The following is a 12,916-nucleotide window of genomic DNA, read 5'->3' on the forward strand; positions in this document are numbered from 1 at the left end:
GAAGGGAACCGGACGCCCCTTCAGGCGCCCGGGGAAAGCGCGATCAGTTGGACGCGTCGAGGATCGACTGCATCGTATCCTGCGCCCGCTTCAGGGAACCGTCGACATCATCGCCGAAGAAGGCTTCGCCAAGCATCTGCTTCCACGGCCCCGTCTTGGAATTGATGATGTCGTTGTAGACCGGCGAAGACGGCGTGCGCGCGGTTTCCATCGCTTCGACCGCCGTCAGGTAGCGGTCATCGAGGCCGGAAAGCGCCTCCTGCGCCACATCGGCGCGCGTCGGCAGGCTGCCCAGCTTGGCAAGCAGCGTCTGTCCCTCGACAGAATAGGCAAAGTCCAGGAATTCTTTCGCCGCGCCGAGCGTGTCGCGGCCCGCCGTGACGACGAAATTGTCGCCGCCGCCGAATGCGGAGGCGCCGCCATCCTTGCCTGGCAGGGGAGCCACGCCGAATTCGACATCCGGGTAGTTCTTGACAAGGTTGCCGATGGCAAAGGCGCCGATTGGCGAAATGCCGACATTGTCCGCCGCGAAGCCGCCAAAGAAATTGGTGCCTGTATCCGTCTTCGCGCTCTCCGGCACATAACCCTTGGCGACCATGTCGCGATAGAAATTGATCGCATCATGCATCTGCGGCGTATCGATGGTGGCGCGCTTGCCGTCATCCACCAGAATGTCGCCGCCCGATGCCCAGATCAGCGGCATGAAGGTGAAGGCATTGCAGCCGCCGCATGCGCCGGCGAAATAGAAACCGTAGGTGCCATCGCCGACCGCATTGACTTTACCGGCATATTCCTCGATTTCGGCCCAGTTGGCGGGCGCCTTGTCGGGATCAAGCCCGGCTTCGCGGAACAGCCTCTTGTTCCACAACAACACCGAAACATCGGCCGACATCGGCACGCCGTAAATCTTGCCGTCATAGGTGCCAGCCTCGACATGGGCCTTCGACAGCTGATCGAAATAGGGAAGGCTCCTGGCCAGTTCGGTCAGGTCCGCGAGCTGTCCGGCCTTGGCGAAAGCCGGCGTATAGACGAGATCGAGCGAGACGAAGTCGGGAGCCGAGCCGCCTGCGGCCGCCACGGCATATTTCTGCACCATCTCCGTGCTGGGCACGATCTGCAACTCGATCTGGTCCTCATGCGAGGCGTTGAAAGCCTCGATCAGGTCCGGCATGAAGGCTTCGCTGCTGTTGCGCACCCACATGCTGTAGGTTTCGGCGGAAGCGCCGAAGGGCGCCATGCTGAGGGCGAGCGCCGTCAGCGCCGCGATTTTAACGGGTTTCATTTCTATCCTCCTCCGATGTGGGGCCGTGTTCCGTGCCGGCCCCGTTGCACGCTTGCGAAAGGCGTCAGGAGCTGCGCACGACCAGTTTGCACGGCAGCTGCAAAAGCCCTCTCTCAATCTCCTCGCCATTGACCAGGCGCACGAGCGTGAGCCCGGCCTGGCGTCCAAGCTCCTTCAAATTCATGTCGATTGTGGTGAGCGGGGGCCGGGTCTCCTCGGCGACAATCTCCCAATTGTCGAAGCCCACCACGGCAACGTCATGCGGTATGGCCACGCCACGCTCGCGAAGGGCGTCCATCACCCCGCGCGCAATCTGGTCATTGCCGCAGAAGATACCGTCCGGCCGCTCATCGAAGGCCCAGAGCCTTGCAATGGCTTCATGCCCCCAATGCTCCGACCATGTGCCGCAAAGCACTCCGGCTGCAGGCATTTCCAGACCCGCAGCCTCCAGGGTCTGCCGATAGGAAAACGCACGCTCGCGCACGACCAGAAAATGTTCGGGGCCGGTGATGTGGGCGATACGCCGGCAGCCTCTTGCCGCCAGATGCCGCACCGCCTCGCCCGCCCCCTGCCGCTCGTCCGGCACAAGGGTAATTGTTCCTGCCGGCCCCTCGGTCAGCACGTAGACGACCGGGACCGGAACTTTCGAAAGATCGACAGGAAGCGGCCGGTCGACCCGCTTGCCCGTGGCGATGATCCCGTCAACCTGCTTGTCGAGCATCGCATCGACATGAATGCGGGCAAGCGCCGGATCCCCCCCGACCGAGCAGAGGAACACCGAAACGCCCTGGTCGATAAGCCCCTCCGATACGCCGGCCATGACAGGCAGGGTGAAACGGCCATAGGTGTCGTCCGTCAGCAGCCCGACGGTGAAGCTGCGCTTGCTGGTGAGGCTGCGCGCCAGCGCATTGGGGCGGAAACCCAGTTCTTCCGCAACGCGCCGGATACGGGCCCGGGTTTCCGCCGACATGCGGCCGGTATCGTTGAGCGCCTTCGACGCAGTGGCGGTGCTGACGCCGGCCTTCGAGGCCACGTCATAAATCGTAACACGCCCGCCACCATTCGCATCCGCCACGTCATTCTCCCAATGAAAAACCGGTTTCTCATTCGACATATCAAAAAATAACGCCTGAGAAAAGGGTTTCTCAAAACATTTTTGGCGGCTCGCTGTTGCCTACCCTCAATCCCTGCCTTGACGATGCTATGAAGTGTGACAGTTCGCGCAATCGAGTACGCGCCGAACAGCTTGAGATATCCAGCGTCATAATGAGCCAATTCCGTGAGTCTGGCATCTGGCTCTGGTTCGCTTCCCGGCAAGGGAGACAATAACCCTCCGCGCGATTTTGGCGCCGACAGGTTGGGATATCGGCCAGTTCTATTTTAGAAGACAGATTGCCGCGAGTGTGTGGGTGGGTCCATTGCCCGTCCAACATCTGCAGAAACGCATCGATGGAGCCGCTGATGAACTTGAGACAGATCGAAGTCTTTCGCGTGGTCATGACCAACGGAACCACGGCGCGGGCGGCCGAGGTGCTGCATATTTCACAGCCCGCCATCAGTAAGACCATACAGGAGCTGGAACGTTCCCTTGGCTTTGCCCTCTTCCTCCGCGTCAAGGGGCGGTTGCATCCAACCCCAGAAGGCCAGCTTTTCTTCCGGGAGGTGGAACACGCATTCCTTGGCCTGGCGCATCTGCGCGGCGCGGCCGCACGCATTCGCGATTTCGGTTCGGGCGAACTCAGGATTGCCTGCCTCTCTGCGCTGTCGACCAACATATTGCCGCGCGCCATGAAACGCTTCATGGCCCGCAATCCGAATATCGCCATCACGTTCCAGGCTCGCATGTCCTCGACAGTTCGCGATCTCGTCGCTTCGGGGCAGTTCGACCTCGGGGTCGTCGCCGACGAAATCGACAAAACCGGCGTCACCTTCACCGAATTCGCCCGTTTCCGCGTCGCGGTGGCCATTCCCGAGGGACATCCCCTTGAGAGGCTCGATACGGTTCGTCCGAATGATCTGGCAGGTCACCCCTTTATCGCGCTCGCTCCGGAAGACACCACCCGCGCCGAGGCCGAAGACCTGTTCCAGGCGGCCGGGGTGAAAATGAAAACCGTTATCGAAACCCCATATTCGACAACCATATGTTCGATGGTTGCGGCCGGCATCGGGATCGGTCTGGTGGATCCGTTGACGGCGGAGCCCTATCTCGGGCGCGGTCTGGTGCTGAAGCCGTTCGAGCCGGAAATGCATTTCCGCACGCTCCTCATCACCCCGCCCAACCGCCTTCCCTCCCGGCATCTGGAAGAATTTGTCGCGGACCTGAAGGCAGAGGTGTGAGCCGGCCACGCAGGGCTCCTCACCAAACGCCGACCTTGGTTGGGCCGACACTTCGCGACAACTGCCACAACTTCGGGCCCCGCTTCAAACCTTGCCGAGGGCTGCGCCATCATATCCGTGACCAGAAAAATCAATAACCATACGGAATAGAACGCCCCGATCTTATTATTGGACGGCGCAAATTCCATCCCCGATAGTATGAGCATGGTCAAAACGAAGCCTCCCAAGTTTCGGAGGACCAAATCATAACAAGACGGGAACAATCAGATGAACAAATCCTTCCTTCGCATGTCGCTGGCCGCCCTGTTGGCGACCGCATCGCTTCCGGCATTCGCGCAGAATTTCGACACTTCCGGCATCAATGTCGATGAAGCTCTCGCGGCCCGACTGCCGGACAAGATCAAGCAGGCCGGCATACTCACGATCGGCTCGGACACGGCCTATGCGCCCTGGGAATTCCTGAGCGCCGCCGATGGCCAGACGCCGGAAGGCATCGATGTCGACATCGCCAATGCTATCGGCCGGAAGCTCGGCGTTAATATCGATTTTCGGACCTCGGCGTTTGAAGCGATCCTTCCCGCGCTGGGTTCCAAATTCGACCTCGGCATATCCGCATTCTCGGTTACCGAAGAGCGCATGAAGGCGGTCAACTTCGTCAGCTATGCCATCACCGGCGACATGTGGCTCGTCAGGACAGGAAATCCGACGGGCTTCGATCCATCCAAGCTCTGCGGGCGCACGATCGCGGTCCAGTCCGGCACCTACCACGAACGGGCCATTCTGGCGGAGAACGAGACATGCGTTTCGGCCGGCAAGGAAGAGATCGAGGTCCTGCCGTTTGGCAAGCAGACCGAGGTGCTGACGCGCGTTGCCGTCGGTGGCGCCGATGCCACGGTCTCCGGGGAGGCAGGCATTGGCTACGCGGCCAAGCAATCCGACGGTCGGCTGGAAACGATGGAGCCGGTGGCCGGTGCCTTTGGCGACAGCGGACCCAACGGCATAGCCGTGGCCAAACCCGATCTGGCGCTCGCCGAACTGATCGCCGATACGGTCAATGCGCTGATTGCGGATGGAACCTATCAGGCGCTTCTCGACAGCTGGGGTATTGGCTCGGCAGTCGTCGAGGAAGCGCAGGTCAACCCTGAAACCAATCACTGAGATCATGACATACGATATCAAAAGCACGGCGACCGGATTGCAACCGGTCTCCGAGGCAAAGCCCGATATCACGCACAACGTCGTGGTGCCGCGGCGCTACCTCGGCCGGTGGCTGACCGTTCTGGTAATAGCGATCCTCGTGCTGCAGGTCAGCCATGCAATCGTCAACAATGCCAATTTCCATTGGTCCGTATACTTCAGCTATCTGTTTTCGCCGCAGGTCATCCGCGGCGTCGGGTGGACGCTGCTGCTCACAGTCGTGGCCATGGCGGTAGCAATCGTCGTCGCCGGGCTGCTCGTGGTGATGCGCGACAGCGACAACCCGATCCTGCGCTGGCTGGCATACACATGGGTCTGGTTCTTTCGCGGCACGCCGATCTATACGCAGTTGCTGTTCTGGGGTCTGTTCGCGGTCTTGTTTCCGAGCCTCAGCCTTTCCATCCCCTTCGGTCCGGAACTGATCAGCCTCGATACGCGCTATGTCATCACGCCCGCGCTTGCCGCCATCCTCGGGCTTGGCTTCAACGAATCCGCCTATCTGACGGAAATCTTCCGCGCGGGCTTCAACTCGATCGACGCCGGACAAAAAGAGGCGGCGCAGGCGCTGGGCATGAAATCGGCGAAAATCTGGTGGCGCATCCTGATGCCGCTTGCCATGCGCGTGATCATTCCGCCGACAGGCAACGAAACCATCGGCATGCTGAAGATGACGTCGCTGGTGCTCGCCATACCGTTCACGCTCGACCTGACCTTCGCGACCAATGCGATCGCCAACCGGCTCTATCTGCCGATCCCGCTGCTGATGGTCGCCGGCACCTGGTATCTCGCCATCACCAGCCTGCTGATGGTCGGCCAGCACTACCTCGAACGCCACTTCGGCAGGGGCGTTGCCGGCTATCCCACGAGGGCGGAGTAGACCATGGTCGCAACCAGCTATGATTTCTGCGTCGATATGCAGAACATCCACAAATTCTACGGCCATGTGCATGCGTTGAAAGGCGTTGACATCACGGTCCGCCAGGGCGAGGTCTGTGTCGCGATCGGGCCTTCCGGCTCTGGCAAGTCGACGCTTCTCAGATGCATCAACCAGCTCGAAAGCATTTCCGCCGGCCGGGTGTTTCTGAAGGGCGAACTGCAAGGTTTCACGGAACGCGAAGGCCGCTTTCACCCCCTGACACCTGCTCAGGTCGCCGCCCAAAGACGTATGACCGGCATGGTGTTCCAGCGGTTTCATCTGTTCCCGCACATGACGGCCATCGAGAACGTCATGGAAGGGCCGCGTCACGTCAAGGGCTGGCCACGAGACAAAGCCCGCGAGAAGGGAGAGCAATTGCTGGCGCGCGTCGGGCTCGAGGGGTTCGGAAACCGCTACCCGGCACAGCTTTCCGGCGGCCAGCAGCAACGCGTCGCCATCGCCAGGGCGCTTGCCATGGAGCCGGATGTGATGCTGTTCGATGAGCCGACCTCGGCGCTTGATCCCGAACTGGTCGGCGAGGTTCTCGATGTCATCAAGGACCTTGCGCGAAGCGGCATCACCATGGTCGTCGTGACCCACGAGATCGGCTTTGCGCGTGAAGTCGGCAATCACCTCGTGTTCATGGACCAGGGCCAGATCGTCGAGAAAGGCGTTCCACGAGCCATGCTTGCCAACCCTCAAAACCCGCGTACGGCAGCGTTCCTGTCCAAAGTGCTCTGACCCGCCCCAAAACAACAGAGGGCGGTTCGCCGCCCTTATCGAAATGCAAATAACTGTAATATCCGTCAGCATTGCTGACGCTTGGCGGAAAATGGCTCTTGAAGCCTTCCGTTCCGGGAAAGGCCTTTATCATGAATGATCTCACGCAATGCGTCCTGACCCCGTCTGTACCGTCCGAAGGCTTTTCGCCGCTCGGCGTCGGCGTCCACCGCGCCTCGACAATCGTGTTTGCCGACGCCAAGGCCTACGCATCGCGCCTGGAACGAGGCCATGCGGGTTACTCATACGGCCTCTACGGGACACCGACGACACGCACGCTCGAGGCAAAGCTCAGCGCGTTGGAAGGCGGCGCATGGACGTTCCTGACCCCTTCGGGCCAAGGCGCCAACGCCCTTGCGGTCCTGCCCTTCCTGTCGGCAGGCGACCATATCCTGATCGCCGACACCGCCTATCCGCCAATGCGCGACCTGGCGGAGACAGACCTGCGCCGGCTCGGCGTCGCAGTCGATTTTTTTGATCCGCTATCGCCCGAGGATGTCGCCGTCAAAATGCGCGAGAACACCCGTATCGTCTGGTGCGAAAGCCCCGGTTCGACGACGATGGAGGTGCTCGATCTCCCCGCCATCGCGGCCATTGCGCATGCTGGCGGCGCGCTTGTCGGCGTCGACAACACCTGGGCCACGCCGCTTAACTTCAAGCCGATCGCCCATGGCGCCGACATCGTCACCGAGGCGCTCACCAAGTTCGTTTCCGGCCATTCGGATGTGCTGATGGGCTCGATAACCGTCAAGAACGAGGCACTGATCTATCCCATCCGATCCCTGATCGGCAGGATGGGGATAGGCGTCTCGCCGGATGATGCCTCGCTGGTGCTGCGGGGCTTTGAAACGCTCGGGGTAAGACTGCGCCACAGTGAACGCGTGGCACTCGATTTCGCCCGCAGGATCGAAGGTCACCCGTTAGTAGATGCGGTCCTGCATCCCGCGCTGGAGAGCTTTCCCGGATACGGGCTGTGGAAACGCGACTTTCTCGGTTCGAGCGGCGTCTTCAGCGTGGTGTTTTGCGCCGCGGCCGCGCCGCATATCGCAGCGGCGCTGGATGCGCTTCAAATTTTCGCCATCGGCGCCTCCTGGGGCGGCACGCGCAGCCTTGCGGCGCCGATGTCAGTCGACGGGTTTCGCACGGCGACATCCTGGTCCGGGCCAGACATCATCCTGCGCCTGAGCATCGGCCTGGAGGACGAGAGAGAGCTCTGGGACGATATAGAGCGGCTGCTTTCAGTGCTCGAAACAGCGCAGAGAGCGGCTTGAAGACACTGCAAACGCGGCAATGGCAGCCGAAACGGCCAGACGGAGAACCGGCGTGACAGACACCGAGAAAATGCTCAGCGACATCGATGACAATCTCGATCAGGCGATTGCCAAACTGCTCGATCTGATCGCGATCCCCTCGATTTCCAGCGATCCGGAAAACGCGGCAGACATTCGCCGCGCCGCCGAGTGGCTTTTCCATGAACTGTCGCTGATCGGATTTGAAAGCGAGATCATCGAGACCGCGGGCCATCCCGTCGTACTCGCCCGCTCCGGCAGAACCGGCAAGGCCGGACGGCTGCTGTTCTACGGGCATTACGACGTCCAGCCTGTTGGCGACCGCGAACAATGGAGCCACGCGCCGTTTTCTCCCGAACTGGTCGAGGAAGACGGCAAGAAGCGCTTCTACGGTCGTGGCGCATCCGACAGCAAGAGCCAGCTCTGGAGCTTCATCGAGGCCCTGCGGGCCTGGAAGGCCGTCAACGGCGACTTTCCGACCGAGATCGTCATTCTGCTGGAAGGCGAGGAGGAATCCGGATCGGCAAGCCTGCCGGCTTTCATCGACGCCTATCGCGAGGCGCTGGCCTGTGACGTTGCTTTCATATGCGATGCCGAGATGTGGTCGCCGACCGAACCGGCGATCACCACCCGGCTCAAGGGCCTTGTCCACGAGCGGGTGACGGTGGCAACTCCCAACCCCGATCTCCATTCCGGTCTTTTCGGGGCCGTCGCCGCCAATCCGATCCGCATCCTCGGTTCCATCCTCTCCGGACTGCATGACGACACCGGCCGGATCACAATCGAAGGCTTCTACGACGGTGTGGAAGACATTCCGCCGGGCCTGCGCACCGATTGGCAGGAATTGTCGCGCCAGACGGCGCTTTTCGACGAGGTCGACCGCGCCGGCGGGATCATAGAGGAGGGATATACCGCGCTGGAAGCCATGTGGGGTCGCCCGACCGTGGACATCAATGGCATTACCGGCGGCAATCAGGGGCCGGGCGAACGATCGGTTCTTCCGGCAACGGCGACGGCCCGACTCTCCTTCCGCCTTGCGCCCGGACAGGATCCCGACCGGGTCCGGAAGCGTTTCCGAAGCCATGTCGAAGCGCGTGTTCCGCAGGGCTGTTCGGTCTCGTTTCATGGCGAAGGGGGCAGTTCGGCGGTGGCACTTTCGGAAGACAGCCCGCATCTTGCCGCCGCCAGTCGCGGTCTTGAAATCGAATGGCAGAAGCCAACGCGCCTGATCGGTTCCGGCGGCGCCATTCCGTTGGTTCAGTTGTTCAACGATATGCTGGGTGCGGAATGCGTGGTGATCGGCTTCATCCTGTCCGGCGATGCGATCCACGCCCCTGACGAACATTATGATGTCGAACGGGTTCGCAGAGGCGCGCGAAGCTGGGTGCATATCCTCAAGGAATTGGAAAAGCTGCAGAAATCCGCAGCGGCAAAGGCATGAGCCCGTCTTAATTGTTCCAAACTCTCAAACCGGAGAAAAGTCTATATGGGTCCCGCGATACTTCCGCTCTTCGAGCCCCCTGCTCTTCCCGATGCCGCAGAAACGGTGGTGATCGGCGGCGGGATCATCGGCGTCTCGGCGGCGCTGGAACTGGCCGAGAAGGGCCATCCGGTCACGCTTGTCGAGAAGGGACAGATCGCCGCCGAACAGTCGAGCCGGAACTGGGGCTGGTGCCGGCAGGGCCGTCGCGATCCGCGCGAACTGCATCTGATCCGCGAAAGCCTGGCGATGTGGCGCGGCATGGCGGCGCGCATCGGCGCCGATGTCGGCTTTGCGACCTGCGGAACCTTCTTCGCCGCCCGCGACGAGGCGCTGACCGAAAAATACGAGGCCTGGGTCAAAACCGCGGCCGAGGCGGGTATTGCCGCAAGCATGATCGGCCCGGCCGAGATCGCCCGCCGTCTTCACGGCGACACAGCGCCTCCGCCCCGTGCACTGCTTTGCCCGAGCGACGGACGCGCCGAGCCGCAATGGGCCGTGCCGCGCATGGCAATGGCCGCGCGGCGCATGGGCGCGACGATCGTGACCGACTGCGCGGCGCGCGGCATCGAAACCGCCGCCGGGCGGGTGACCGGCGTGGTGACCGAACAGGGCACCATCCGCTGCAACGCGGTCATCGTGGCCGGCGGCGCATGGACGCGCCGGATCCTTGTCGACCTCGATATCCGGCTGCCGCAACTTGCCGTCCGCTCCTCCGTTTCACGCACGCAGGCAATGACGAGCAACGGCCTCGACGTGAATTTCTGGGACGGCGTCCTCGGCGTCCGCCGTCGCTCCGATGGCGGCCTGACCATCGCCAACGCGCTCTCCAACAGCGCGCCGATCACGCCCGCCCATTTCCGTTACATGCTCGACTACATCCCCCTGCTGGAAATGGAATGGCGCCATATCGCGCTCAGGTTCGGGCGTGATTTCTTCGAGGCGCTTCAGTGCGACAGGCATGTGCCCTATGATCGCCCCTCTCCCTACGAGGCCTGCCGCACCCTCGACCCCGCGCCCGACATGCGCTTCATTCGCGCCGCCCATGCTGAACTCAAACGCCGCTTCCCGGCTTTCGGAGAGGCGAAGGTCGTACAGGCCTGGGCCGGGATGATCGATGCGATGCCCGATACCGTACCGGTGATTTCCGACGTGCCCGCGGTCGACGGACTGGTGGTGGCGACCGGGTTCTCCGGCCACGGTTTCGGCATCGGCCCGGCCGCAGGCAAACTCGCGGCACAACTTGCTACCGGAGAACAAGCCTTCGTCGACCCGCATCCCTTCCGTCTGTCGCGTTTCACCGACGGGAGCCGGCCGCGCCCCTATACGGGGGTTTGAGAGGCGTTCCGGCCACAGGATATCCTGACGCCCGACAGAATGGTGGGGCATCGCAATCCTGCGCAGTTTAACGTTCGAACTTCCATCCATCTTATCGGGCCAAAGTCTGCGACACCTTTCCCGCCTCGGCGACGGCATAACGGTGCGAGTATTCGGGATGCCCATCGAACTTGCAATCGAGGCGATACAGGGTCGTATTGAGCGAGTCACCGATGAAACCATTGAATCCTGGAGGCTAGCTTTGGAAAAAGAGGCCGCATTCGCATAGCCAACAAAAACTGACCGAGTCCCAGTTTGAAGGGTTCTTCCTAAAAGTCTGTGGTTAACAGAGCGTTAGCGTGGCAGTTGCTATCTTCGGGGGATGCAAGCGAAATCGAAATAGTCACCTAGTGTCCCGATTCTGAGGTCCGGTTCATTCTATGGATTTGCTTTGATTGTCCGGAGGCAGAAGCGTTGGATGCTGGCGAGGATGTCGTCGGGGGACTTGGTCCAGCGGAATGGTTTGGGTTCGGCATTTGTGGCGTCGATGTAAGTGTTGATTGCCGTTTCGAGTTCGGCGATCGAACGGAATACGCCACGCCTGAGGGCGCGTTCGGTCAGCAGCGCGAAGAACCGTTCGGCCTGGTTGATCCATGACGCCGATGTGGGCGTGAAATGCACATGCCAGCGCGGACGCTTGGCGAACCAGTTGCGGATCAGCTTGGTCTTGTGTGTGCCGTCATTGTCCATGATGACGTGAATGTCGAGATCGGCGGGCACGTTGCGCTCGACCTCGTCGAGGAACTTTCGGAACTCCGTCGTCCGATGCCGGGGCATGCATTGGCCGACGATGGTTCCCGCCTTGACGTCGAGGGCGGCGAACAGGGATGTCGTACCGTTGCGCTTGTCGTCGTGGGTGCGCCGCTCGATCTGGCCAGGCCGCATTGGCAGCAAAGGTTGCGTACGGCCGAGCGCCTGCACCTGCGATTTCTCATCGACACACAGCACCAGCGCGCGCTCGGGCGGCGACAGGTAGAGCCCGACAATGTCTCGGACCTTCTCCACGAATAACGGATCGGATGAGAGATTGAAGGTCTCGACGCGGTGTGGCTGCAGCCCGAAGGCGCCCCATATCCGGTGCACGGTCGAGGGCGCATGACCGATCTCAGTGGCCATGGTTCGCAGGCTCCACTGCGTCGCTCCTTTCGGTAGCGTTTCCAGCGTCTTGCGGATCGTGGCTGCGATCTCGTCGTCACCGATCTGGCGCGGTGCGCCGGGGCGCGGCTCGTCGTGGAGGCCATCCATCCGCCGCGGCCAGAACGATCCGCGCTCGCTGCGCCAGGGCCTGCGGCGCGCCATGTTTGCGCGTCAACGCAGCCAATGCACTCTTTTCCCGGCCCTCCAGCACGATCGCAACCGCCCGACCTTTCGCCATTCCGCCTCTCCTTGCCTAAACCCACAAGGTATGTAACTCATTTGTCGATCAGGACACTGGGCTCGAGCTCAAGCAGTTCCATCGTGGCCGGGAGTAAAGTCGGGACATACTTCCGCCCCGAGACCCATGCGTCCACCAGATTGGACCACTCCCGCATCATATGCCGGCGCTGATGCTCGTACTCCGCCTTGTTGTAGACACCACGCGAGGATCGGCCGTCCTCGTGCGTCAGGCACTGTTGAAGCCGAGCTCATTCAATAAGGTCGAGCCTGTGCGTCGAAGATCGTGAACAGTGAAGGGTTCGAGTGGTAACCCCTCCTTTTTTGCTCTGACAACGACTGCGGTCGTAATCCGGTTGAACATCGCTCGCGACATCGGCACGTCAGCGTCATATCACGACGGAAGGACGTAGCGCGAATTGCCTGCGCAGGTTTTCAGCGCGATGAAGATGTCGACGGCCTGCTGTGACAGATAGACGTTGTGCGCCTTCGACCGCTTCATTCGCTCCTTAGGTATCGACCAGACGGCGTTCTCGAAATCGACTCATCCCACGTCGCGTCTTGCAGCTCGCTTTTCCTGACCATCGTTAGGAGGAAGAGCTTCATTCCCACTCAATTGTCCAAAACCCGGCTAGAGCATTGATCTAGCTGGGTTTTTTCTTGCGTGGGATGCCGGATGCCGACCCTCGGGCCGTCAAAATCATAAGATATTGATTTTAAAGGGAAATCAGCCCGTAAATTTATTTACGCGGTTTCGATATCTATCGGCACCAATCGACCGTCTGAGCTGAATATTCTGGTCCGCATTGATCTCGCCGCCGACCTCGAAAAGTACCGTCATCGATGGTTTTAACAGAATGGCACTCGAAAATCGAGACCGCTTC

At 61.2% G+C, this 12,916-nt stretch carries 9 protein-coding genes and 2 pseudogenes; 7 read left to right on the plus strand and 4 right to left on the minus strand.

The genetic code is table 11. From position 1 onward, the window contains the following. Positions 1-43: 43 nt before the first annotated feature. A complete protein-coding gene (locus HQ843_RS25350; RefSeq protein WP_180900599.1) occupies positions 44-1,282 on the minus strand; it encodes an ABC transporter substrate-binding protein in 1,239 nt (412 codons plus the stop codon). Positions 1,283-1,346: 64 nt separating this feature from the next. After that, positions 1,347-2,396, minus strand: a complete 1,050-nt coding sequence (locus HQ843_RS25355; protein WP_180900598.1) for a LacI family DNA-binding transcriptional regulator — start codon at positions 2,394-2,396, stop codon at positions 1,347-1,349. Positions 2,397-2,743: 347 nt separating this feature from the next. On the opposite strand from HQ843_RS25355, the gene HQ843_RS25360 reads away from it, so the two are divergent. The 7 genes from HQ843_RS25360 to HQ843_RS25390 all read left to right on the plus strand — a co-directional run bounded on the left by HQ843_RS25360 (position 2,744) and on the right by HQ843_RS25390 (position 10,619). Further along, positions 2,744-3,619 (plus strand): LysR substrate-binding domain-containing protein, encoded by an 876-nt coding sequence (locus HQ843_RS25360; protein ID WP_180900597.1) that lies wholly within the window; start codon positions 2,744-2,746, stop codon positions 3,617-3,619. A 267-nt stretch (positions 3,620-3,886) separates the two neighbouring features. Beyond that, a complete protein-coding gene (locus tag HQ843_RS25365) occupies positions 3,887-4,777 on the plus strand; it encodes an ABC transporter substrate-binding protein (protein WP_180900596.1) in 891 nt (296 codons plus the stop codon). Between the two features lie 4 nt (positions 4,778-4,781). Next, the gene (locus HQ843_RS25370; protein WP_180900595.1) at positions 4,782-5,693 is read left to right on the plus strand and encodes an amino acid ABC transporter permease; all 912 of its coding nucleotides are present in this window, start codon (positions 4,782-4,784) and stop codon (positions 5,691-5,693) included. 3 nt (positions 5,694-5,696) lie between these two features. Continuing rightward, positions 5,697-6,473 carry an amino acid ABC transporter ATP-binding protein gene (locus HQ843_RS25375; protein ID WP_180900594.1) on the plus strand — a complete coding sequence of 259 codons (777 nt, stop codon included), beginning with the start codon at positions 5,697-5,699 and terminating at the stop codon, positions 6,471-6,473. Between the two features lie 131 nt (positions 6,474-6,604). Next, on the plus strand, positions 6,605-7,783 hold the full coding sequence (locus HQ843_RS25380; protein ID WP_180900593.1) for a trans-sulfuration enzyme family protein: 1,179 nt from the start codon (positions 6,605-6,607) through the stop codon (positions 7,781-7,783). Positions 7,784-7,835: 52 nt separating this feature from the next. Further along, positions 7,836-9,242, plus strand: a complete 1,407-nt coding sequence (locus HQ843_RS25385) for a M20/M25/M40 family metallo-hydrolase (protein ID WP_180900592.1) — start codon at positions 7,836-7,838, stop codon at positions 9,240-9,242. Between the two features lie 45 nt (positions 9,243-9,287). Next, complete coding sequence (locus HQ843_RS25390; RefSeq protein ID WP_180900591.1) at positions 9,288-10,619, plus strand: NAD(P)/FAD-dependent oxidoreductase; 1,332 nt, start codon at positions 9,288-9,290, stop codon at positions 10,617-10,619. A 417-nt stretch (positions 10,620-11,036) separates the two neighbouring features. On the opposite strand, the pseudogene HQ843_RS25395 reads toward HQ843_RS25390, so the two are convergent. Both HQ843_RS25395 and HQ843_RS25400 read right to left on the minus strand, forming a co-directional pair. Continuing rightward, positions 11,037-12,033 (minus strand): annotated as a pseudogene (locus HQ843_RS25395) (IS630 family transposase). Positions 12,034-12,070: 37 nt separating this feature from the next. Continuing rightward, a pseudogene (locus tag HQ843_RS25400) lies at positions 12,071-12,644 on the minus strand (tyrosine-type recombinase/integrase); the annotation flags it as partial. Positions 12,645-12,916 lie beyond the last annotated feature (272 nt).

The organism is Martelella sp. NC20 (assembly GCF_013459645.1).
GTDB lineage: Bacteria > Pseudomonadota > Alphaproteobacteria > Rhizobiales > Rhizobiaceae > Martelella.

Excerpts from the sequence above, each read along its gene's own strand:
- HQ843_RS25350 (WP_180900599.1), bottom strand. The coding sequence starts at position 1,282 with ATGAAACCCGTTAAAATCGCGGCGCTGACGGCGCTCGCCCTCAGCATG.
- HQ843_RS25355 (WP_180900598.1), bottom strand. The coding sequence starts at position 2,396 with ATGTCGAATGAGAAACCGGTTTTTCATTGGGAGAATGACGTGGCGGAT.
- HQ843_RS25360 (WP_180900597.1), top strand. The coding sequence starts at position 2,744 with ATGAACTTGAGACAGATCGAAGTCTTTCGCGTGGTCATGACCAACGGA.
- HQ843_RS25365 (WP_180900596.1), top strand. The coding sequence starts at position 3,887 with ATGAACAAATCCTTCCTTCGCATGTCGCTGGCCGCCCTGTTGGCGACC.
- HQ843_RS25370 (WP_180900595.1), top strand. The coding sequence starts at position 4,782 with ATGACATACGATATCAAAAGCACGGCGACCGGATTGCAACCGGTCTCC.
- HQ843_RS25375 (WP_180900594.1), top strand. The coding sequence starts at position 5,697 with ATGGTCGCAACCAGCTATGATTTCTGCGTCGATATGCAGAACATCCAC.
- HQ843_RS25380 (WP_180900593.1), top strand. The coding sequence starts at position 6,605 with ATGAATGATCTCACGCAATGCGTCCTGACCCCGTCTGTACCGTCCGAA.
- HQ843_RS25390 (WP_180900591.1), top strand. The coding sequence starts at position 9,288 with ATGGGTCCCGCGATACTTCCGCTCTTCGAGCCCCCTGCTCTTCCCGAT.